Consider the following 21,829-nt stretch of genomic DNA (forward strand, 5'->3'; position numbering starts at 1 on the left):
GGTGTGTACAAGCATGGTACTTTTACCATGCTTTATTTGGCTTAAGACTTTAGGGTAATCAAATCCCAATATCCGCCAAATTGCCTTTTTGCTCAAGCCATTGCTTACGATCTGGTGCACGCTTTTTGGCAAGTAACTTATCCAGTAAACTTGCAGTAAAGTGAATATCATCCAAATCCAGTTGCACCAAACGACGTGTATCAGGATCCATCGTGGTTTCACGCAACTGAATCGCATTCATCTCACCCAATCCTTTGAATCGAGTGATTTGCGGATTTCTATTACCTTTGACATTTTTCAGGATGCCATCTAGCTCATCATCATCCAGCGCATAGTGCACATCTTTACCAATATCAATCCGATATAGCGGTGGCATCGCCACATACAGATGCCCTTCTTCCACTAAACTTGGGAAATGACGCACGAATAACGCACAGAGCAAGGTGGCAATATGCAAGCCATCCGAGTCCGCATCAGCAAGAATACAGATTTTACCGTATCGTAACTCGGATAGATCATCACTCCCCGGATCGACCCCGATGGCAATGGCAATATCATGCACTTCTTGCGAGGCAAGCACTTCATCCGAAGCCACTTCCCAAGTATTCAGAATCTTGCCTCGAATCGGCATGATCGCTTGGAAGTTCTTATCCCGAGCTTGCTTGGCACTACCGCCCGCAGAGTCACCCTCGACGATGAACAGCTCTGAATCTTCACGGGTTAAGCCCGCACAATCTGCCAATTTCCCTGGTAATGCAGGCCCTGAAGTAATTTTTTTACGTTCGACTTTTTTTGCGGCTTTGAGTCGTCGTCCTGCTTTGGCAATGGCAAGCTCGGCAAGCTGTGTAGCGATGTCTGGATATTGATTCAGCCACAACGCAAAAGCATCTTTGGCAATATTCAGCACAATGCCCGCAGCTTCACGGCTAGACAGACGTTCTTTGGTTTGCCCTGAGAATTGTGGCTCTTGGAATTTCAAAGACAGGATAAAGTTCACGCCGTCCCACACATCTTCAGGGGAAATTTTTAGATTTCTTGGCAGTAGACTACGCAATTCACAAAATTCACGCAGTGCATCGGTAATGCCTGAGCGCAAACCATTCACATGCGTCCCGCCTTGTGCGGTTGGAATCAAATTGACATAGCTTTCTTGGACAGCTTCACCACCTTCGACATTCCAGCAAATGGCAAACTCACAACTAGATTTATCGACTTTGCCACTCGATACATAGGGGATTTCAGGGAGAATATCTCGGTCTTGCACTTCATCTCGAAGATAGTCGAGCAAGCCATTTTCAAATTGCCATTCGATTTTTTCGTTGTTAATTTCATCGATGTATTCGATGTGTAAGCCTGCGGCGAGGACTGCTTTAGCTTTGAGATTATGTTTCAGTGCTTTTAAGGCGAATTTTGGACTATCAAAATATTTTGGATTCGGTAGGAAATGAACCGTTGTCCCTGTGGCACGCTTTGGTGCTTTGCCTTCAAACACTTGTAAGGGTTGAGTCGGCTCGCCATCAGCAAAGTCCATTTTGTACAGATTGCCATCACGTTGAACCGTGACGTTGACTTGGGTTGAGAGCGCATTGACAACGGAGATACCAACACCGTGCAAACCACCTGAGAACTCATAGTTTTTATCGCTGAACTTACCGCCTGCGTGTAGTTTGGTCAGAATAATTTCAATCCCGCTTTGTCCGTATTCAGGATGAATATCAACAGGCATACCACGTCCATTATCCTCGACAGAGAGCGAACCATCTGCATGGACGATGACTTTGATCTTATTGGCGTGTCCTGCCAATGCTTCATCGACCGCATTATCAATCACTTCCTGCGCCAAATGGTTTGGTCGTGTGGTGTCGGTATACATGCCTGGGCGACGGCGTACAGGGTCAAGACCAGATAAAACTTCGAGCGATTGGGCGGTATATGACACGTTCGGGTGATTCCTTTGCAAGACAAAATGGCTTTTGTGAAGCACTGTGCGTATTTTTACAGGAATTTATCCGCATTTAAAAGGCTTTCTCGCCGATCCTAAGGCTTAGACGACAAATGATGACCGATCTTGAACTTTTATCGTGCTAAAAACGTCAATGAAAGGCAAGGCAGGATGATTGAGATCACGGTGTAATGATTGCACACACTTTGGTCGAACTTGCTGAATATTAAAAAAATGCTATATTAATTTATGCAAAAAGTAGCAGATATACGGTCATTGAGATGATGCGTGACACGATCAATACGAGTATATTGAATTGTCTAACAAAATCACCGACTCAATCACCGCTATTGCGCTATGTTTTATTGGAAGATTCAAAAAATAAGATTTGTGAGTAGATACAGGACGTGTCGGAGACTCATAAACCTCGCTTTGGGGACACACTATGGCAAGTTTAACACCGTTACAAGAGACCTATTGTCGATGGGACTCTACACCGCCACATCAAGCCGACGTGCTTGAGGGTTTGGCACAGCTGGTGACGGTGAATTTACTCGGCATTCACGATACCATGCAGCTCATTCACCGTGAAGTGTTGCTGAAAACCTTAGGCTTTAGCCAAGATCAATCCAATCATATTTTAGAAAAGCCCTTAGTCCAGCAGATGTTTCGCCAAGGCTATAGCTTTGCGCAAAACTACGGTACGCATATTCTTGCGCCTGCATTGCGTCAGATTAATTTTCGTTTTCCCAAGTTACAGAAAAAAAGTATGTCACCTGCCATGCACTATTTGGTGGGGGCGATTAATGGTGTGATGGGCAATTATCTGCGCACGCATCACAATCCGATTGCCTTGCCGATGGTGTTTTATGATCATTATGGGCAGTTACAACAAGGCGAATTACAAGGTCGCGTGGTGATTCTGGTGCACGGCTTATGTATGAATCATCTGACATGGGCAAAAGGCAGTCACGCAGGCATCGGTGAGCACCTGCTTGCACAGCGTGACAATAATACGATGTTGTATCTCAACTACAATACGGGACGGCGCATTTCTGCCAATGGCAAAACCCTTGCCCGCCAATTAGAAAGCCTGCTACAGCGCAATCCTAATATCACCAGTATCGACCTGATTGGGCATAGTATGGGTGGACTAGTGTCACGCAGTGCATTGTTTTACGGCAAGCAAAATGTACACCACTGGATGAATAAAGTCGGCAATCTGGTCTGTATCGGTTCACCGCATCATGGTGCAGTGCTTGAGCGACTTGGCTTCATGTTGCAAGATCGTTTGGGGCGTTTCCCGATTCTCAACCGTGTCGGACGTCTGACTCAGATTCGTAGTGATGGTATTTTGGATCTACGTTATGGCAGTGTCCGTGACGATGACTGGGAACACCTCGAAGTGCGCACAGGCACCCATGCCGATGTGCGTAAATCTGCACCGCTACCAAGTCGAATTCATAGCTTCTTGGTGGCGGGCAGTATCGAAACACGCCCGAAACAATCTAAAGCGCTGGAAGTGGTCGGCGACTATTTGGTCAGTGTCAGCAGTGCGCTCGGCGAACACCCCAACCCAAAATATAAGCTCAATGTGCCCGAACCACACAAAGCGGTGTTCTATGGCTTAAACCACATGGAAATCCAATACCATTCGCAAGTCGCTGAGCAAATCACCCGCTGGTTTTACCCTGAGAATTTGGCTGAACCGACAAAGCGCATCGAAAATCTCACACAGGCAGATCATGCACATGTGCAGAGTGAAGAAATGTATGCCATGAATGGGATCGCCGAAACCTAAAGGCTACTCACAAATCATCGAATGATGCAAAACGCATAGCAACATTCACAGACGCTTGCGACAAATTACGCAAGCGCACTGTAAATCGGGTCTATTGTTACGTTATTTACATCTTGTATTTTTAATAACTGTTCAATCCTGTTAGTTTAATTTTCGTACCAAGCAAAAGTATCTTGGACAATCATAAATGTTTCAATCTTTGAATGTATTGGATCGCCAATAAATTCATGGCTTGTAAACTTATGGCTTGTAAAAAAGAGTTATAAACAACAAGGAGTTGTATCATGTCAGTTGCTAAGAATGTCGAAATCAGCAGTAGCTCAACAAAAAGTTTTGAGGATGCCATCCAACAAGGGATCGCCCGTGTCAATAAGACCGTCAACAACGTCGAAGGCGCATGGATCAAAGAACAAAAAGTCCGCATCAAAGACGGCAATATCACTAGCTATAATGTGATGATGATCGTCAGTTTCGTCATTGATGGTGACGATGATTTGAAATAAGTATCGATGTGAATCAATCCCCGTGATTGTATTCCGTGTGATTTTATTTAGTCAATTAGCCGAGCATCTGCTCGGTTTTTTGCAAGAATGAATCAGCACCAATGAAATAACAAGAATGAAACAGCAAGCATGAAATAAAAGAAATGAGGCAGAAACCGATTTTTCATATTGCATTCTTAGATTAGCATTTTAAATGCATGCTAAAATTTCCAACTAAAATATCTGTACTATCTATTCAACGTGTTATGTCCAAATCCGCTCGCCACGCTATGCCCCACTCCCCAAACCAAGACTTAGAACAATGGGTGGCGCAAGTGACTGCATCACCTCTGCATTATCAACAGATTTTTAGCCAAAACTTACTGACATGGTTTGCAAAGCATGGTCGCCATGATTTGCCGTGGCAAGTCCAAGACGATCCCTACAAAGTCTGGGTATCCGAAATCATGTTGCAACAAACCCAAGTCAAAACTGTACTGCGTTATTTTGACCGTTTTATTCAGCGTTTTCCGACGGTACACGATTTGGCAAAAGCAGAATGGGACGAGGTTGCACCGTATTGGGCTGGCTTGGGCTATTACGCACGTGCTCGCAATCTACATAAAGCCGTTCGGCAAGTCGATGCACAAGGCAGTTTGCCAACTGATTTAGACGGTTGGATGGCGCTTGCTGGTATCGGGCGTTCCACTGCTGGTGCACTGATGTCGCTCGGTTTGGGACAATTTGGTGTGATTTTGGATGGTAATGTCAAACGTGTGCTTTCCCGTTTTTTTGCCATTGCCGAAGATCTAAGTAGCTCGAAAAATGAGAAATTACTTTGGCAACTCGCCACCGCACTTGTCCCAGAAAAACAACATGCAGACTACACTCAAGCCATTATGGATCTCGGGGCAACGCTATGTACACCGAAAAAACCGCTGTGTATGTATTGCCCGATGCATGGTGATTGCCAAGCATTTTCGCAAGATCGAGTGCTGGATTTTCCGCAGAAAAAAATCAAAAAAGCCGTGCCAATTAAACATGCAGATGTGCTCATCATCGAATTTGAACAGCAATGGTTATGGTACAAGCGTCCAGATCAAGGGATCTGGGGAGGATTGCATTGTTTGCCCATGATTGAGCACAGCCATCCGCAAGATGATCAATTACAAGCATTGATTGAAAAACATCAATTACAAGCAACCGATACGATTCAGATTAAACATCAATTTACCCATTTTACGTGGCTGTTAAACTGTCATCGCTTTATTGTCACGGCAGATCAAGCTGATCAACTTAAAAACCATTTTCCCGCAGATGATTCTGTGCAGTTTGTTTCTTGCAATGATCTGAAACAGCTTGCGATATCAACCGCCATGCAAAAAGTGGTAGATCACTTTCACACAAAATAAGCATGAAAAATGCCGATAAATCCGCAGAGTTATCGGCACAACGCAAGGAATGAATCGTATTTTTAACGTCGATTATTTACCAAACACTGTCTGTGTTCCCAAAGTGGTTGCCAATGGCGCATTCGTTAAAATGTCCCCTCGACTACCAAGAATAAACCACCCAAGTGCGGATTGTTGTTGTACACGACTCACCACTTCATAGAGACTCTCTCCACTTCCAATCATACGAAACGTATAGACTTTATACTCGATCGGCGTGGTATTGAGACTGTCCCGTTCAAATAAGTAGCCCGTATTACCAAAACTAAAATCGATGGCATTATCTGCATCGACCAGACGATAGCCTGCGGTTGCTTGCTCGGCAAAAATTTGTTTCATGGCTTTGACTTTATTACGATTTCGCTCTGCATTACTATCACCATCTTCTGCAGGTGCTTCCACGAAGCGATAGCTATAGGTGCCGTTGTGTAGGCTACTATTCACGCAGGTTGGCACATAAAAACTGTCATTATCCGTACCATTAAAGGTGAAGGCATCTTTCGCATAAAACACTCGACAGCCTTGCGCACCGAGCTGATTGAACGTCGCGAGAACGGTATCGACATTTTTGCTGGTGAGGAAGCGGTTGTCATAGGTGAAGGATGCACCACTTTGATCATTCTTCATGAATAAATAGGCGCGGGTATTGCTACCATTTTCGCCCAAGTAGAATTTATATTGATAACCCAATGCACCTTGTTTTTTCAGCTCATCAACCCAGTACAAATAGCGATTGGCAACAATGTTGGTGACGACATTGCTCATGATATAGGTATAGGTGTCTGTCGAACCCGATTGTTTAACAAAGAGATTCTGATCAGGGTCACCATCTAGTCCATAATCGATGTCGACCAAGGCATAGCCTTGCTGACCACGGGCATTAAACTGAGTGACATTTGCATTATAACCAGATGGGCGATTTTCAAAAGCATAGGTTGCCGTAGCGATTTTCGAGGTCGGTGGCATCATCACATTGGTGACTTTATCGGTACGGGTATAGCAAATATTTGTTTTCGTTGGATCAACTTGATCCAAATAGGTCTTAATTTCTGCAGCCACATTACTCGGTACCATACAGTACTGATCGGCATTTTTAAATCCTAATACCGCATTGTACTCCTGTCCTGGCTCGCCACCCTCCATCAACTGCATCTTGGTTTCATAATAGGTATATGCTCCTGCGGTCTTGGCGTCACTAATCGACGTCGTTACCGCATAGGCATTCGAGTGTGCGTAATCTGAAATCACTGCACCCGTGCAGTCATCTTCATTTGTATAAGATTCTCCTTCTAAGGTCATATCAAAACTGGTATCTGATGTTTTTGCATTATGCAGATATTGGACGCCACCAAGACATGCAATCTCTCCCACCTTCCACGTTCCCGCAAACTCATCCGCAACAGCTGTAGGTGTAGGTGTAGGTGTAGGTGTTGGTGTAGGTGTAGGTGTAGGTGTTGGTGTTGGCGTTGGAGTCGGTGTTGGCGTTGGTGTTGGAGTCGGTGTTGGCGTTGGCGTTGGTGTTGGAGTCGGCGTTGGTGTTGGAGTCGGTGTTGGCGTTGGTGTTGGTGTTGGAGTCGGTGTTGGCGTTGGTGTTGGTGTTGGTGTTGGTGTAGAGCCGCCAGATGATGAGTCATCAGAATCCCACCAGCAACCCGATAAGGCTAAAAATACAGTGACTAAGGCGCCACTTGTCATGATTTTATTCATTGGTTCATTCCTTTTGTCTACTTATCTGCGCAAAATTCGCATATTTATAGTAAATCAATTATAATCGATGTGTAAAGGCTTACTTATCAATCAGGGAGAATAAACGATGCGCATGGAGCAAGAGACGCAACAATACGCTGAGCAATGGTTTCAACAACTCCCAGCGCCTTGGCAAAGCTGGTTGCAAGACAATATCGAACGTGGCTGTGACCCCAACGAGTTGGCGGTAGTATTAGAAAAAAATGGCTTTCGCAGGCAAGATACGTCGATGGCGACAGCGATGCCAACGGCTGTTCAAGCGCTCTCTAGCGCTGTGCAAGAGCATATTCTGCAATGTTTATTAGGCGGTGATCATCACGATCAGATCATCACATCTTGTGTAAAAATGGGTGTCTCTTCTGTGGCGGTGCGACAGTTTATTGAAGTCACCCTGAGCAGTGTGAGTTATCAGTATTTGCAAAAAACCCAGCATCAACTGAATAAACGAAATTGGCTGATGGCGTGTTTGGATCAATTGGCTCAGCTTGGTGATGGCTATCAGACTGTGCCTCGTATTGATACACCGCCTTATCAAGAATTTCTCAGACAGTTTTATAGTCAACATCGTCCTGTGATCCTGAAAAATGGCATTCGCCACTGGAATGCTTTGCAGAAATGGCACCCTGATTATTTTGCCGATCGTGTTGGACATGAGCAGATCGAAGTGCAGATGGATCGTCAGCAAGATCAAAACTTTGAAGTCAATTCGCCAAAGCTCAAGCAAAAGATTTTGATGAAAGATTTTGATGAAAGATTTTGATGAAAGATTTTGTGGAGAAGATCAAGCACACCGATTGTTCGAATGATTTTTATATGACGGCGAATAATGCCTCACAAAATCAAAATATTACCAAAGTGCTTTATCAAGACATTGCTGATTTTGGACATGGTTATTGTGACCTTTCCCTGCAAGATCAGCTGTGCTTTCTCTGGTTTGGTCCCAAAGGCACCTTCACCCCGATCCATCATGACCTGACCAATAATATGTTGGTACAGATTTATGGACGCAAGAAAGTCACGTTGATTCCTGCGCTACAAACCCCACATATTTATAATGATCTCTGGGTATTTAGCCAGTTAAAAGATCCCAATCAGATCGATGTGGAGCAATACCCACTTGCCAAAAAACTCACCCCGATTGAATGCATTCTCGAACCTGGTGAGGCATTATTTATTCCGATTGGCTGGTGGCATGCGGTAGAGAGTTTGGATGTGTCGATCAGTGTTTCATTTACACATTTTAATGCACCGAATCAATTTTATCTCAATTTTCCTAAAGAGCAGTGACCTTTGCAAATTGTGTATTTACTGAGATGGTGTAACAATATTAGGTTAACTATTTATAAGGATAAAATGCCTTGTCAATGCCTAGTGATTCTCCGAGCAGTCTCGAACTGCAACACGTGTTAATGGTCATGGAACATTTAACACAGTGGTTGGTACGTTCTGGCATTGGCTATACGGAGTTTAGCGCCGCATTGAAGCCGATATTTTATCAACAAGCCGAACAAGAATTACAACGCATCGGACAAAAAGCCACCATTTCTTCGATCAGCTTATTGGCGGGATTACATCGCAAGGATGTTTCTGCGTTCAAGCTGGCGCAGGAAAATGGACAGCAACTCACTCAAGCCAAAATCTCAGAACCGATTAATGTGCCTTCTCGGGTCATTGGTTTATGGTTAGCGGAAGGTTTAGCGCCAAGCATGCCGTTTAGCAGTCAAGACGGTTTGAATTTTGAAGATTTGGTGAAACGTATTTCATCAGAGCGTCATCCACGTTCGGTGTGTAATGAGTTGATTCGATTGGATATTGTCCGTGAAGAAGATGGGCAGGTGATCTTGCAACAGCGCCACTTTATTCCTGATGGTGCAGCCCAAGAAGCCCGTTCGATCTTAAGCCAAAATGTTAAAATGCATCTTGCGGCAGGGCTTCATAATATATATGGTAGTGATCAAACCCCTTTTTTAGAGCAAGCGGTTCGTGCAGATGGACTCACCACGGAATCAGTGGAAATTCTCCAAAAAGCCAGCCTAGAACTGTGGGAAAAATTATCCATACATATTTTAAAAATGGCGATTGAGCGCTGTGAAATTGATAACGACAAAGCAGATGCCACAAAAAAATTCGCCTTCGGAGCCTATCAATATGATGAGTAAAATTTATACTTTATTCTGCATCGCTATGCTGAGTCTGTGCTGTATCGCATGCGGTGAAAATTGGTCGGCTGGGGGTGCCACCATTAGCGGGACAGGCGACCCGAACAACACACAACCTGGTAATGGCAATGGTGCTACGGATGGGGAGGATTTTTCGGTACAGCCTGATCTGAAGATGTCGGCACCCGTGCGGGACGAATGCCAAGGGATACAACGTGAATTGACTTTTATAGATCCGACACAAGGCACACCTATTGATGTGGAAACCACGCAAAAGCTCACTGATGGCTCATCTAATAACACCATGAGCAATATGGTCGTCCGCTTAACCGTGACCAACCTGACACGACAAGAGCTGATCGAAGAGCAGCCAACATGCTATGTGCCGATCTCAATGTATAACCACTTACAAAAGGAACGTTTTTTCCCAGAGCAATATTGCGAAAGCACCTATCGTGTAACGTATGCACCGAACGAAAGCAAAGAATTTTACATCCACCACTATCTCTCAAAACAAGCAATGGATGGCGAATGGCGTTATGGTGAAGAAAGTAGCTATGCGAATCAAAATGGGACTTTTTCACCATGTGATATTCTGTCGATCCAGTTTAGTGTGATTGAATAATTCAGCCCTTCAACTAGAAAGTGAGCTCACTGTGCGATGTGGAATGCTTGCCATGCATCGCACTGATTATCCCAATAAAATAATTTTGCCGTGAGCAGGTCTTGATGATTAATCCATTGGTCTTTGCCAACTTTATCCGAATAGCCCGAGCTGATCAGTAGCGCTTCATCAGTAATTTCCATCACCCAGCCTTGGATGATGGTGCCATTTTCAAGCTGGATTTTTTGTTGATTGCCTGCTTCGGCAAAGGCAATCAGTCGCTCAACGAGCTGTTCAGTGTTCATACTTTGGATTTTTAAACGGATTGAAAAATTTGCAATAGTTTAACGCAAATATGGGTATGGATTCACCGCATTACGCCCTTTTCCACCCAGATAAATCCCATAATGCAAATGTGGTGAAGTATGCCGTGCATTACCCGTATTGCCAACATAGCCGATCACATCGCCCTTTTTGATGGCATCACCAACATCCAAGCCACGCTTATGTTTATCGAGATGCGCATAATAATGCCATGATCCCGCAGGGCCCATCACCCAAATCACCTTGCCACCCAGACGATTGTCCCGCAGATCCGCGATTACACCTGAGGTCGTGCTATACACTTTGGTCCCACGCTCAGCAAGAATATCAATGCCTTCATGTGTGCGACCACTACTGCGAGAAGCGCCCCATGTGTCTTTTAACATTTGCCGAGACACCCCCGCAACGGGCACAGGAAGTCGATTTGCCAAATGTTGATGTTGTAATTTTTCGACTTGATTGGGATCAAGTGGCGTGCGCTTGACTGGCTTGGATGCACAACCAACGACCAGTAATGCTGTGATACAGCATGTGAATGCAGGCTTCATGGTACGTTTCACTTTGCTCCACCCAAAGTCGGGTTGCAATATGATTTTAGACACTCTTTTCCTCCCGACTGAATCCTTGAGATAGCAACCTCTCTATCCCCCGTATTTGTTCACTTGCTTTACTTCAATAATGGCTTTAAGAAATGCCCTGTATGCGACTTTTTCACTTTTGCGATTTGCTCTGGTGTGCCTTCAGCGATAATTTCACCGCCACCCGAGCCACCTTCTGGCCCAAGATCAATAATCCAATCGGCTGTTTTCACCACATCGAGATTATGCTCAATCACCACAATGGTATTCCCTTTTTCACGAAGCGTATGCAAAATATCCAGCAACTTGGCAATATCATGGAAATGCAAGCCTGTGGTTGGCTCATCCAACACATACAAAGTCTTGCCTGTATCACGCTTGGCAAGCTCTCTTGCTAATTTTACACGTTGAGCTTCACCACCTGATAACGTGGTCGCTGCTTGTCCAAGTCGGATATAACCCAAGCCCACATCATTCAAGGTGTCTAAACGACGGTGAATGGTCGGAATCGCATCGAAGAATTGCGCAGCATCTTCCACGGTCATTGATAACACTTCAGAAATATTTTTACCTTTGTAATGCACTTCTAAAGTTTCACGGTTATAGCGTTTGCCATGACAGGCATCGCACGGCACATACATATCAGGCAAGAAGTGCATCGCCACTTTGATCATGCCGTCACCCTCGCAGGCTTCACAACGACCGCCTTTGACATTAAAGGAGAATCGCCCTGCGGCATAGCCACGCGCACGTGCTTCGGGGGTTTGCGCAAACAGCTCACGGATCGGCGTAAATAATCCTGTATAGGTTGCAGGATTCGAACGAGGTGTACGACCAATCGGGCTTTGGTCAATATCGACCACTTTATCTAAGAACTGCAAACCATCAATCGATTCAAACTTTTCTGCTGTGAGTGTGGTTGCGCCGTTAAGTTGTGTCAAAGCCAGTGGCAATAAAGTGCGGTTAATTAAAGTCGATTTGCCTGAACCTGACACACCTGTAACACAGGTCATCACCCCAGTCGGCAAGGTTAAGCTGACATTTTTCAGGTTATGTCCGCTCGCACCTGTAAGGCGAATGGTTTCATCAGGACGTGGCGAGGTTTTACGTTCTTTCGGTACAGCGATTTGCAATTTGCCTGAAAGATATTGTCCTGTCAGCGAGTCTTTATGATCAGCCAAATCTTGCGCTGTGCCTTCGGCAATGATCTCACCGCCATGCACACCCGCACCCGGTCCAATATCAATGATGTGATCCGCTGCTCGTATCGCATCTTCATCATGTTCAACGACCAATACCGTATTGCCCAAATCACGCAAGCGAATCAAAGTCTGTAGCAAGCGATCATTATCCCGTTGATGCAGTCCAATCGATGGCTCATCGAGCACGTACATCACGCCCATCAAGCCTGCACCAATCTGCGACGCCAAACGAATACGCTGTGCTTCACCGCCTGATAGAGTTTCTGCGGAACGAGCAAGACTCAAATAATTCAAACCCACACTCACCAAGAACTGTAAACGCTCTCGAATTTCTTTAAAAATCTTATCGGCGATTTCACCTTTTGCACCTTCTAGCTCAATGCCTTGATAATAATTTTCCGCTTCGCCGATCGACATTTGCGTGATATTGGCAATGGTTTTGTCGAGTACTCGCACATGGCGTGAGATTTCATTCAGTCGTGAACCTTCACAGTTACTACACGCCGCATTCGATAAATATTGCGCCAAATCCTCACGCACGTAGTTGCTTTCGGTTTCACGGTAGCGACGCTCCATGTAAGGCAACACGCCTTCAAATGGCGACACCCGATTGTGCTTACGACCGCGCTCATCGACATAGGACAGATCGACTTTTTCTTTGCCTGAGCCTTGCAGAATGACTTTTTGTTGTACTTTATCCAAGTCTTGCCACGGCTGATCCATTGGGATTTGGAAATGCTCAGCGACTTTTTGCACGATGGTGAAATAATACGGACGCTGACGATCCCAACCACGTATTGCACCTTGGCTGAGGCTAAGCTCTGCATTTGGAATAATTTTGTCAGGGCTAAAATGGCTACGTGTCCCCAAGCCATCACAGACAGGACATGCGCCAAAGGGATTGTTAAATGAGAATAGTCGTGGCTCAAGCTCAGCCACCGCACGATCACATTGCGGACAGCTATGTTTCGCCGAGAAAATACGGTCAGGATGTTCGCCTTTCATCCATGACAAAGTAACTAGATCGCCACCAAGACGTAGTGCAGTTTCAATGGATTCTGCGATACGATTGCCCAAATCATCACGGACTTTAAAGCGATCGACCACCACTTCAATGGTGTGCTTTTTCTTTTTATCGAGTTCGGGTGGCGTATCAATATCAATGATTTCACCGTCAACCCGAGCACGGACAAAGCCTTGTCCTTGGAGCTTTTCAAATAAAGTGCTGTATTCGCCTTTGCGCTCACGCACCACTGGCGCAAGGAGCATGATCGCCGTATCTTCAGGAAGCGCACGGATTTCATCGACCATTTCCGAAACTGTCTGCGCCACCATCGGTAGGTCATGTTCAGGACAATATGGCGTACCGACACGAGCATAGAGCAAACGCAGATAATCGTAAATTTCCGTGATCGTACCGACCGTCGAACGTGGATTATGGCTGGTCGATTTTTGCTCAATCGCAATCGCAGGACTTAAACCCTCGATGGCATCGACTTCGGGCTTTTCCATCTGTGATAAAAACTGACGTGCATAAGCGGATAGCGATTCGACATAGCGACGCTGACCTTCGGCATATAAGGTGTCAAATGCCAAGGATGATTTACCTGAACCTGAGAGCCCAGTAATCACCACAAATTTGTCACGTGGAATGTCCAAAGACACATTTTTCAAGTTGTGGGTACGTGCACCACGAATGCGAATATGACTTTGACTCATTCTGCTGTCCTGTTGTTATTGGCGAAAAACAGTATTGTATATGGAGATGATTCTGCAATGTTCAAGAATTTCTAGCGCAATTTGCTTGATTTCACCGTTCTCGATCAGGCGAATATCACCTTAGCATGACTCGTCTAGCACTTTACGATTTTGCTATAGAAGGTGAAATGACGCACAGGTGAAAATTATGTTAATTTGAAAAGCAAGTTGATTTGCAACGTATGCTCACTTCCCAATGTCCCGAGCCGTAGCGCTTCAGACATAAAGCGCAAAACAAATATAAAGGAGCCCCCGATGTTACCAGACCTCTCTGTCACCATGACCAAAATCACCAGCATGATGAATGATTTCTTAAAAATCCTGCCAAATATCTTGGTGGCATTGGTGGTGTTGCTGATTTTTTGGTTTGTTGCCAGTGGGGTAAAAAAGTTGGTGATTCAACTGGCAGTCAAATCCAGACAAGCGCGCGAAGTGGGCATTGTGCTTGGGCGTATCGCACGTTGGACGGTGATCGTGATTGGCGCATTGATCGCCATCACCATTATTTTCCCATCACTCAATGCAGGCTCGCTGTTTGGGGCGCTCGGTATTGGCGGTGTAGCGATTGGTTTTGCCTTTAAAGATATTTTCCAGAATCTGTTGGCGGGTTTACTGATTTTAATCACACGTCCTTTTCATATCGGCGATCAAATTATTTCCCAAAGTCATGAAGGTACGGTTGAAGATATTGAAATCCGAGCCACCACCATCCGCACCTATGACAACCGCTTGGTGGTGATTCCCAACAGTGAGCTGTATACCAACCGCATCGTGGTCAATACCTATTATCGCCATCGTCGCATCAGCGTTGGGGTGGGCATCGGCTATGATGATGATATTCCACTGGCGAAAAAGGTGATTCTGGAACAGTTGCAACATATCGAAGGCGTACTGGATATTCCCGAGCCGAAAGTTTTGGTCAAAGAAATGGGCGACTCCAGTGTCAACTTAGACATTCGTTTTTGGATTAGCCCACCGAATCGTAAAGAAGAAGTTGAGCTGAGTGACGAAGTGCTGACCTTGGTCAAACCCGCTTTATTTAAAGCAGGCATCAGCATTCCGTTTCCAATGCGTCAGCTGGTTTGGGATCCGACCAGTACGGCGGTGCAATTTAAGCAAGGCATTGAATCTAAAGAAAAAGATATTGATGCGGATCAATGATAGTATCGCCTGTTATGCCAAATCATGCGTCGCTATGTCCAATCACAGCCACCAAAAAACCGTGTCAAATCAAGAGATTGTGATTGGCGTATTGCGACAAAGATAGATTAGCAAGCGAGCGCATAAGGACGCTCAAAAATCGACTCAACCTGTTCAAATGGCAGTGTAGACACGACATTATGATGTAGCCGTGCATAATGATTGACTTCCATTTCGAGCTGCTCTAAAAACTGCTCATAGTCGCTGGCAAAATGCGCTAAATCCATCAAATCATTTCGATCGCTATGATGACAATTATATTTGCCAATAAACTGAAGCATCAGGTCTTGGATATGGCGATTGCTGTAATAAATCAAATAACTCGCCGCCGAACCACAATGCAAGCACCCCTGATCGAGATAAATTTCCTCATTATTCAACCAACAACATTGCAATGTAAAAAACGCACGAATCGCCTCGGTGCCTAACGTATCCTGTTGCATCATATGCCTCTCTAAATGCCTTGTTTCCTAAAAGCCTTGTTTCAACCTAAATCGCAAGTCATCATGCAGTCTGCCAATCGATTCACAATCCATCACTTCGATGAAAAATAGCATTTCATCAGATCACGGGGCGAATCATATCAATAGACACAATCAATAATGATTATCGTTTGTATTAATGATGCAAAAATTTACTCCATTTTGCAAGCGCATATTGCACTAAACCGAATGATCATTTTCAACAAAGCTACTATATCTAGTATGCTTAAAATTTCGGATTACCATATATGGAATTTTTTTCAAATACATGACAAAGCTATCAACGCTTACATCTGCTGACCATTTTCAATCAAGATCATCCTAAACGGCTGTGTGCAAATATAAAAAGTAAGCGTTTTGTGCAAGATGTCGATTTCATATCCTGATTTGTCCGAACGGTTGCTTTGGACAGGCTGGGTTTTGCTTTATAATTACTGCGTTTTTTCAACACCTGCACGACCGCCTGATATGAACTCATTGGAAACCCGCTCAACCTTTGCACTCAGTAGCATTTTTGCACTGCGAATGTTGGGTTTATTTATGATTATTCCTGTGTTTTCGGTTGCAGGTCAGCAATATCATGGTGCAACACCTGCACTGATTGGTTTAGCAGTCGGGATTTATGGACTGAGCCAAGCCTTTTTACAGATTCCATTTAGCTTATTGGCTGACCGTTTTAGCCGAAAGCCGCTGATTGTTCTGGGACTTGCCTTATTTGCCATTGGTGGTGCGATTGCCGCCTTATCTGATTCGATCTATGGCGTGATCATTGGTCGAGCGATTGCAGGTGCGGGTGCAGTCTCTGCGGTGGTGATGGCACTGCTTTCCGATGTCACCCGAGAAGAACAACGTTCCAAAGCGATGGCATTTATGGGCATGAGCATCGGCGTATCGTTCATGATTGCGTTTAGCCTTGGTCCGTGGCTGACCGAACAAGTGGGGATTTCAGGGCTGTTTTGGGTCACTACGATTATGGGTACATCGGCAATGCTGATGTTACTGCTTGTACCGAAAGTCACTCGACATTATCGAGTCGCACCTCAAGGTTATCTCACTCAACTCAAACAAGTGCTTGGCATGGCAGACTTAAACCGTTTGCACGTGTCGATTTTTATGTTGCATTTATTGCTCACAGCGATGTTTGTGTTTATTCCATCTCAGTTGATTGAATATGCAGGGATACCACTTGCGCATCATGGTTGGGTGTATTTGCCACTCTTATTGATCAGCTTATTTTTTGCTTTTCCAAGTATTATCTTGGCGGAAAAATACCGTCAGATGCGTGGTATTTTTATCACTGCTGTGGTGGCTATCGTCTTGGGTTTAATCGTCATGGCACTTGGCTATGACAATAAATATGGTCTGCTCTGTGGCTTAGCCTTATTTTTTATTGCCTTTAATGTCATGGAAGCCTTATTACCATCTTGGTTATCCAAGTCTGCACCGATCCAATCCAAATCGACTGCAATGGGTGTGAACTCCAGTTTTCAGTTTCTCGGGGCATTTTTCGGTGGGGCATTGGGCGGTATTTTACTGAGTATGCACCAGATTGGGCTGGGCTGGGCGATCTTGGCAGGTATTGCGATCATTTGGCTTTTGGTCACTTTTCAGCTCAATCAGCCACGTTATCTATCTTCAATCGTGGTGACATTGCCTGATACAGAAAAAATGGATGATTGGACTTCCCTTTTACTGGCTGTTCATGGTATTGAAGAGGTCGTAGTCATGCCTGAAAAACAGGTCGCCTACATCAAAGTGGATAAACAACAAATTACAGATACAGAGAGACAAGAATTGTCGCGCTTGCTCAATCAAGAGCTAGCGATCTAAGGCAATCTCGATTAAAGTATTCAAAAATAGACATCGATAAGAGGAATAGCGCATGCGCGGAGTGAATAAGGTCATTTTAGTCGGTACCTTAGGACGTGACCCTGAGTCAAAAACCTTTCCAAATGGCGGATCAATTTGTAATTTTTCCATTGCCACCAGTGAGTCGTGGACGGATAAAAATACAGGTGAACGCAAGGAAAATACCGAATGGCATCGTATTACATTAAACAATAAACTCGGCGAAATCGCTCAACAATATTTGAAAAAAGGTTCAAAAGTCTATATCGAAGGCTCATTGCGTACCCGTCAATGGACGGATCAAAATGGTCAAGAGCGTTATACCACCGAAATTCGTGGCGATCAGATGCAGATGCTCGACTCACGTCCACAGCAAGATGGCGGTTATAACAATCAAAACTATGCTCAGAACAATGGTGGCTTTGATGCACCACGTTTTAATCAGGGCAATAACTCAGGCAACAATCAAGGTGGCTACAACAATCCAAACTATGCAGCACCTGCGGCTGGTGGATACGCTGGCAATCAAGCCCCGAAAGCGCAACCACAACAAGGTGGTAATGATCCTGATGATGATTTGCCGTTCTAAATCATGTCTTTAAATTATTTGTTAAGTTATTTGAGTTTGATTGAATTTTATTTAAACTCAAATAGTTAAGCATAAAATTAGGCTTCTCTTATTGAGCAAATAAGAGAAGCCTTTTTACTCCCTGAAAAATGAGAATCTAGTGTACGATCCGTGCCATCCCTCTGGTCAGCATACTGTTCGATCAAGTTTGAACAAAGACATTACGTGGGAAGATTCATTTTTTGGCTTGCCCACCTATTAACGGCAATTTTGTCAGCATATCCTTTAGCGCCAGCGCATCCCATGGCAAGTGCTCTGCGATTCCTATACCGACCACATCGGCAATTTGAGCGATATCATTTAAAACTTTAATCACTAACTCGATACTCATTTTGCCTTGAGCAACGCCGTCATATTTATTTTTAGGAACATTGGGCTCAGCGAATAATAAGGAACGGAATTGAGTCGCATCAAGCACATCCAAATCCAGATGAATGGCTAAATGTTTAGCCCCTGTTGATTTGAACCAATTTAAAATCGGATCACTGGAATGCTCAAGCTGTTCTGCTGTGGCATTTTGAATACCAAACTTTTCCACAAATTCACTTTCAAAGGTTAATAAATCATGTACACCCGCATACATCACGTGACTCGGCTGTAAAGGATGTTTCACAAAACGGGTAAAATCCGCATCACCTTACCCAAGTAAATTACCAAGTACCATGGCATGGGCGTGTTGAAACTCGTTTGGCGTCATCACGTCAGGGTGTGCGTCAACCCACAGTACAGCCAAGTCATCTTGATATTTTTCATTGAGATAAGCAAATGGCGTTAAATCAACTAAACAATCACCACCCAAAACGATGATTTTATCGGGTTGATGTGCGTCAATGAGTGCCTGCGCTCGCTGTGCTTGTTGCAATAATACCGATCGCCCCATAATGCCATTTTCTAATTTTAAAGGCACATTGGTGGGTTGCTCTACTTGCACTTCTGCTGTCGTGCCATTGTGTTCTGGTGCAAGCCAAGCTAACAGCTGAGCACCAAAATAGTAAGGTGCGTTATTGCCACCCTGCCATTGTGGAAACAATAATCGTAGTGTTTTTTCATGCGTATTATTCATTTTTCAGTTCTCCAAAGAATTCATTAAAGATGTAACAGAATGGTGCCTGTTGCTTCACGAGAAGCCAGACGCTTATAAGCAGCATCGTATTGCTCAAGGGGAAAACAACTGTCAATTGATGGTTTCAAGTGACCTTCAGCGATGAATTGAGTCAGTGCGGTAAATGCATGTTCTACATCAGCGTCTGTTTCCATCCAAGCGTCATAACCCAATACTTGTTTTTCGTGAATCACTAAATCTGGAAGGTCAAAACTTCCTGTTATACCACCAAGGAAACCTATACTGACTAAAGCTCCTCTTGGGCGAAGCGCTTTGAGTAGCTGTCCAAGCAATGCACCACCAACAGGATCAAAAGCAAGATCAGCACCCTGACCTTGCGTCACATCGAGTACGGTTTGGAGTAAATCTTGTGTCGATAGGTCTATCACGATCTGTGCCCCTGAGCGCTGAGCCCGATCAACTTTTTCAGGCGTTGATACGATCGCTATTGGGATCGCACCGAGAGCAATTGCAGTTTGAATCAAAGCATGTCCGACCGAGCCAGAAGCACCTGAAATCAATACCTTCTGACCCACTTTGACTTGACCTATGCGAGTTAATGCCTGATATGCAGTAACATAATTGATTGGCAAGGCAGCGCCCTCATCTAGATCAAAATCAGTAGGTAACTCAATGAGTCGTTTGTCTTCGACCAAGACCCATTGCTGTTGAAGACCATCTTCCGTAATACCAAGCTGACCACCACCATAAATTGCTACACGAGTTCCTTCTGCGAAGCGTTGACTCTTTTCCACAATACCAGAGCCATCATTGCTGAGCACGAGCGGTGGCTGTGCCTGCGGAATAACGCCTGAACGGATCAGATGAGACAATGGATTGACGGTTGCAGCATGCATTTTCACTAAGGAATATCCAGGCTTTATTTCAGGAATATGTCGTGTTTCTATCTGCATATTCGGCGTATCGCCAAATTGATGAACGACTAATGCTTTCATTTTTACTCCACTGTTAAAGATCTAAAAAGGATGATCGAGATCTTTGCTTACTAAGTATGGTGTAATGATGCGGTCATTTAAGGCAGTAGTGTTATGCTCTAACCGCCAACCATTTCGCTGAGAAAGACAAAATGGATTTAAACTGAATTATTGTTGGCGTAAGTCTGATGGGGTGATGCCGTATTCTTCTTTGAATAATTTATTGAAATGTGAAAGATTGGAAAATCCATAATCATAGGCAATTTTACTTATTGGCAAATTGGTCTTCATGAGTAACGCCCGATGACAGGCATTTAATCTTTGCTGCCAAAGCCATCGCATCACTGTGGTGTTCTCACGAGCAAATAAACGGCTCAAGGTACGTGCTGATATGTGTAATTGTTGAGATATTTTTTCGACATTAAGTTCTGAATCCACCAAGTTGGCTAGAATAAATTCCTTAGCAAGTGCCAATTTATCAAATTTATATTGTTGCACTGCTTGGATGGATGAAGGTTCGTTTGCCTCAAAAGCAGTTCTGAGCAAATGCAATAGCGTAATCAGCACTCGATCGCCAAACACATCTTCCAATTCTTCTGTTTCCCATGTGCTTTGAATCATGGTCACCAGTAGCGTACTTAGTGGCGTCTTACGATGCAGTGTTTGATTTAAATAGGACTGAACTTCTGGGAAATGTTGGCTCAGTACAGCATGCGGAACTGAAATGACAATTTGATTATCACCTTCAGGAAAGGCATAACAAAAGGGCAAATTATTATCATACACGACAATATCTTTTTCCAATTGGACAGACGAAAGCCCATTCTGTGAAAGTAATGCACGTGGACATAAGGACAAACAAATAAAATAATCCTCGGTGCGCTGACCTAAAATGGTTTCTTGATATTCGATCGGGGTGGACTGAATGCGAGTAATCAGTGCGCTCGAACCGAGACTTTTAACGGATAATTCCCCCGCAAACTCCCCCTCATTTAATTGCTTATTTGTCGACGATGACGCATAGGTACTTTCGACAACGTCCTTCCAATAATCGAAACGATCTTGTGCCGTAATATCTTGTGCTCTGATATCTTGAGTGGAGTAGCTTCTACCCATTTTTTGAGTCCTGCGAGCCAATGCTTAAGCATTAATTGCAGTGTAATAGACAGCAATGTTTTAGGCAAAAAAAAGCTTATCCGAGGGGGATAAGCTATAAAATCACAACTGTGAAATCTTTTAAAAACAATTGAATGAAATAAATAATCAAACAATTGAGGAGAGAGATTGCAGACACCGAATGAGTTGGGCGTATATTAGACATCTTCGGTATAAAAAGCAAGCATTAATTTAATTATTTTTCATTTTATTTTATATTTTGTAGATATTCTTAAATATAAAGACAATCATTCTTATTTCGTTATTCCCACAAGATTATCCAAAGGACTTTTTTTACTTTAAGCATCGTCGTCTCAGCTTCTATATTGAGATTCGATACAAGGATGCTATGCAAGCTCAATAGCAAAACTTAATGCCAAAATTCTGTGTTAGGATAATTTCAAAATATACTTTTCCATTTTTGGATTTTGC

The 21,829-nt window shown here is 44.1% G+C and carries 20 protein-coding genes; 10 read left to right on the forward strand and 10 right to left on the reverse strand.

Translation table 11 applies throughout. The annotated features are described in order from the left end of the window. Positions 1-58: 58 nt before the first annotated feature. Positions 59-1,939 (reverse strand): DNA topoisomerase IV subunit B, encoded by a 1,881-nt coding sequence (parE, locus tag BLQ60_RS09975; RefSeq protein ID WP_092619733.1) that lies wholly within the window; start codon positions 1,937-1,939, stop codon positions 59-61. A 448-nt stretch (positions 1,940-2,387) separates the two neighbouring features. Here parE and BLQ60_RS09980 point away from each other — a divergent pair, with 448 nt between their 5' ends. From BLQ60_RS09980 to mutY, 3 genes are all read left to right on the forward strand, one after another. Next, entirely contained in the window at positions 2,388-3,743 is a 1,356-nt protein-coding gene (locus BLQ60_RS09980) for a PGAP1-like alpha/beta domain-containing protein (RefSeq protein WP_092619736.1), read from the forward strand. 284 nt (positions 3,744-4,027) lie between these two features. Further along, positions 4,028-4,246, forward strand: a complete 219-nt coding sequence (locus tag BLQ60_RS09985; RefSeq protein WP_092619739.1) for a dodecin family protein — start codon at positions 4,028-4,030, stop codon at positions 4,244-4,246. A gap of 245 nt (positions 4,247-4,491) precedes the next feature. Further along, positions 4,492-5,637, forward strand: coding sequence for an A/G-specific adenine glycosylase (gene mutY, locus BLQ60_RS09990; RefSeq protein ID WP_244516019.1), 1,146 nt, complete (start codon positions 4,492-4,494; stop codon positions 5,635-5,637). A 72-nt stretch (positions 5,638-5,709) separates the two neighbouring features. On the opposite strand, the gene BLQ60_RS14075 is transcribed toward mutY, so the two are convergent. Further along, positions 5,710-7,383, reverse strand: coding sequence for a PT dipeptide repeat lipoprotein (locus BLQ60_RS14075; protein ID WP_171259096.1), 1,674 nt, complete (start codon positions 7,381-7,383; stop codon positions 5,710-5,712). A 106-nt stretch (positions 7,384-7,489) separates the two neighbouring features. On the opposite strand from BLQ60_RS14075, the gene BLQ60_RS14285 reads away from it, so the two are divergent. The 4 genes from BLQ60_RS14285 to BLQ60_RS10015 all read left to right on the forward strand — a co-directional run bounded on the left by BLQ60_RS14285 (position 7,490) and on the right by BLQ60_RS10015 (position 10,206). Next, positions 7,490-8,182, forward strand: coding sequence for a cupin-like domain-containing protein (locus BLQ60_RS14285; protein ID WP_378235175.1), 693 nt, complete (start codon positions 7,490-7,492; stop codon positions 8,180-8,182). After that, positions 8,182-8,709: a cupin-like domain-containing protein gene (locus tag BLQ60_RS14290; protein WP_378235174.1), complete on the forward strand. Its 528-nt coding sequence runs from the start codon at positions 8,182-8,184 to the stop codon at positions 8,707-8,709. The genes BLQ60_RS14285 and BLQ60_RS14290 overlap by 1 nt, the downstream gene beginning before the upstream one ends. 77 nt (positions 8,710-8,786) lie before the next feature. Next, positions 8,787-9,581: a DUF6502 family protein gene (locus BLQ60_RS10010; RefSeq protein WP_244516020.1), complete on the forward strand. Its 795-nt coding sequence runs from the start codon at positions 8,787-8,789 to the stop codon at positions 9,579-9,581. Continuing rightward, on the forward strand, positions 9,571-10,206 hold the full coding sequence (locus tag BLQ60_RS10015) for a hypothetical protein (RefSeq protein ID WP_092619750.1): 636 nt from the start codon (positions 9,571-9,573) through the stop codon (positions 10,204-10,206). Before BLQ60_RS10010 ends, BLQ60_RS10015 begins: the two co-directional genes overlap by 11 nt. 26 nt (positions 10,207-10,232) lie before the next feature. Here the strand turns inward: BLQ60_RS10015 and BLQ60_RS10020 are convergent, their stop codons facing one another. The 3 genes from BLQ60_RS10020 to uvrA all read right to left on the reverse strand — a co-directional run bounded on the left by BLQ60_RS10020 (position 10,233) and on the right by uvrA (position 14,008). Further along, complete coding sequence (locus BLQ60_RS10020) at positions 10,233-10,490, reverse strand: hypothetical protein (RefSeq protein ID WP_092619753.1); 258 nt, start codon at positions 10,488-10,490, stop codon at positions 10,233-10,235. 39 nt (positions 10,491-10,529) lie between these two features. Continuing rightward, positions 10,530-11,057 carry a M23 family metallopeptidase gene (locus BLQ60_RS10025; protein ID WP_092619756.1) on the reverse strand — a complete coding sequence of 176 codons (528 nt, stop codon included), beginning with the start codon at positions 11,055-11,057 and terminating at the stop codon, positions 10,530-10,532. A gap of 119 nt (positions 11,058-11,176) precedes the next feature. Further along, positions 11,177-14,008, reverse strand: a complete 2,832-nt coding sequence (gene uvrA, locus BLQ60_RS10030; protein WP_092619759.1) for an excinuclease ABC subunit UvrA — start codon at positions 14,006-14,008, stop codon at positions 11,177-11,179. Between the two features lie 294 nt (positions 14,009-14,302). Here uvrA and BLQ60_RS10035 point away from each other — a divergent pair, with 294 nt between their 5' ends. Continuing rightward, positions 14,303-15,208, forward strand: a complete 906-nt coding sequence (locus BLQ60_RS10035) for a mechanosensitive ion channel family protein (RefSeq protein WP_092619762.1) — start codon at positions 14,303-14,305, stop codon at positions 15,206-15,208. 107 nt (positions 15,209-15,315) lie between these two features. On the opposite strand, the gene BLQ60_RS10040 is transcribed toward BLQ60_RS10035, so the two are convergent. Next, on the reverse strand, positions 15,316-15,690 hold the full coding sequence (locus tag BLQ60_RS10040) for a hypothetical protein (protein ID WP_092620015.1): 375 nt from the start codon (positions 15,688-15,690) through the stop codon (positions 15,316-15,318). A gap of 507 nt (positions 15,691-16,197) precedes the next feature. Between BLQ60_RS10040 and BLQ60_RS10045 the strand changes: the two genes are divergently transcribed. Together BLQ60_RS10045 and ssb are read left to right on the forward strand one after the other, a co-directional pair. Then, a complete protein-coding gene (locus tag BLQ60_RS10045) occupies positions 16,198-17,559 on the forward strand; it encodes an MFS transporter (RefSeq protein WP_092620018.1) in 1,362 nt (453 codons plus the stop codon). A gap of 52 nt (positions 17,560-17,611) precedes the next feature. Then, positions 17,612-18,166 carry a single-stranded DNA-binding protein gene (gene ssb, locus BLQ60_RS10050; RefSeq protein WP_092619765.1) on the forward strand — a complete coding sequence of 185 codons (555 nt, stop codon included), beginning with the start codon at positions 17,612-17,614 and terminating at the stop codon, positions 18,164-18,166. Between the two features lie 214 nt (positions 18,167-18,380). Here ssb and BLQ60_RS14155 read toward each other — a convergent pair whose 3' ends face one another. The 4 genes from BLQ60_RS14155 to BLQ60_RS10065 form a co-directional block, all read right to left on the reverse strand. Continuing rightward, entirely contained in the window at positions 18,381-18,818 is a 438-nt protein-coding gene (locus BLQ60_RS14155) for an arginase family protein (RefSeq protein WP_244516021.1), read from the reverse strand. Between the two features lie 24 nt (positions 18,819-18,842). Beyond that, positions 18,843-19,268 (reverse strand): arginase family protein, encoded by a 426-nt coding sequence (locus BLQ60_RS14160; RefSeq protein ID WP_244516022.1) that lies wholly within the window; start codon positions 19,266-19,268, stop codon positions 18,843-18,845. 23 nt (positions 19,269-19,291) lie between these two features. Next, entirely contained in the window at positions 19,292-20,263 is a 972-nt protein-coding gene (locus tag BLQ60_RS10060; protein WP_092619768.1) for a quinone oxidoreductase family protein, read from the reverse strand. Positions 20,264-20,410: 147 nt separating this feature from the next. Next, a complete protein-coding gene (locus tag BLQ60_RS10065; protein ID WP_092619771.1) occupies positions 20,411-21,358 on the reverse strand; it encodes an AraC family transcriptional regulator in 948 nt (315 codons plus the stop codon). Between the last annotated feature and the right edge of the window lie 471 nt (positions 21,359-21,829).

It is taken from the genome of Acinetobacter marinus, assembly GCF_900096915.1.
GTDB lineage: Bacteria > Pseudomonadota > Gammaproteobacteria > Pseudomonadales > Moraxellaceae > Acinetobacter > Acinetobacter marinus.

Excerpts from the sequence above, each read along its gene's own strand:
- BLQ60_RS09980 (WP_092619736.1), top strand. The coding sequence starts at position 2,388 with ATGGCAAGTTTAACACCGTTACAAGAGACCTATTGTCGATGGGACTCT.
- BLQ60_RS09985 (WP_092619739.1), top strand. The coding sequence starts at position 4,028 with ATGTCAGTTGCTAAGAATGTCGAAATCAGCAGTAGCTCAACAAAAAGT.
- mutY (WP_244516019.1), top strand. The coding sequence starts at position 4,492 with ATGTCCAAATCCGCTCGCCACGCTATGCCCCACTCCCCAAACCAAGAC.
- BLQ60_RS14075 (WP_171259096.1), bottom strand. The coding sequence starts at position 7,383 with ATGAATAAAATCATGACAAGTGGCGCCTTAGTCACTGTATTTTTAGCC.
- BLQ60_RS14285 (WP_378235175.1), top strand. The coding sequence starts at position 7,490 with ATGCGCATGGAGCAAGAGACGCAACAATACGCTGAGCAATGGTTTCAA.
- BLQ60_RS14290 (WP_378235174.1), top strand. The coding sequence starts at position 8,182 with ATGAAAGATTTTGTGGAGAAGATCAAGCACACCGATTGTTCGAATGAT.
- BLQ60_RS10010 (WP_244516020.1), top strand. The coding sequence starts at position 8,787 with ATGCCTAGTGATTCTCCGAGCAGTCTCGAACTGCAACACGTGTTAATG.
- BLQ60_RS10015 (WP_092619750.1), top strand. The coding sequence starts at position 9,571 with ATGATGAGTAAAATTTATACTTTATTCTGCATCGCTATGCTGAGTCTG.
- BLQ60_RS10020 (WP_092619753.1), bottom strand. The coding sequence starts at position 10,490 with ATGAACACTGAACAGCTCGTTGAGCGACTGATTGCCTTTGCCGAAGCA.
- BLQ60_RS10025 (WP_092619756.1), bottom strand. The coding sequence starts at position 11,057 with ATGAAGCCTGCATTCACATGCTGTATCACAGCATTACTGGTCGTTGGT.
- uvrA (WP_092619759.1), bottom strand. The coding sequence starts at position 14,008 with ATGAGTCAAAGTCATATTCGCATTCGTGGTGCACGTACCCACAACTTG.
- BLQ60_RS10035 (WP_092619762.1), top strand. The coding sequence starts at position 14,303 with ATGTTACCAGACCTCTCTGTCACCATGACCAAAATCACCAGCATGATG.
- BLQ60_RS10040 (WP_092620015.1), bottom strand. The coding sequence starts at position 15,690 with ATGCAACAGGATACGTTAGGCACCGAGGCGATTCGTGCGTTTTTTACA.
- BLQ60_RS10045 (WP_092620018.1), top strand. The coding sequence starts at position 16,198 with ATGAACTCATTGGAAACCCGCTCAACCTTTGCACTCAGTAGCATTTTT.
- ssb (WP_092619765.1), top strand. The coding sequence starts at position 17,612 with ATGCGCGGAGTGAATAAGGTCATTTTAGTCGGTACCTTAGGACGTGAC.
- BLQ60_RS14160 (WP_244516022.1), bottom strand. The coding sequence starts at position 19,268 with ATGAATAATACGCATGAAAAAACACTACGATTATTGTTTCCACAATGG.
- BLQ60_RS10060 (WP_092619768.1), bottom strand. The coding sequence starts at position 20,263 with ATGAAAGCATTAGTCGTTCATCAATTTGGCGATACGCCGAATATGCAG.
- BLQ60_RS10065 (WP_092619771.1), bottom strand. The coding sequence starts at position 21,358 with ATGGGTAGAAGCTACTCCACTCAAGATATCAGAGCACAAGATATTACG.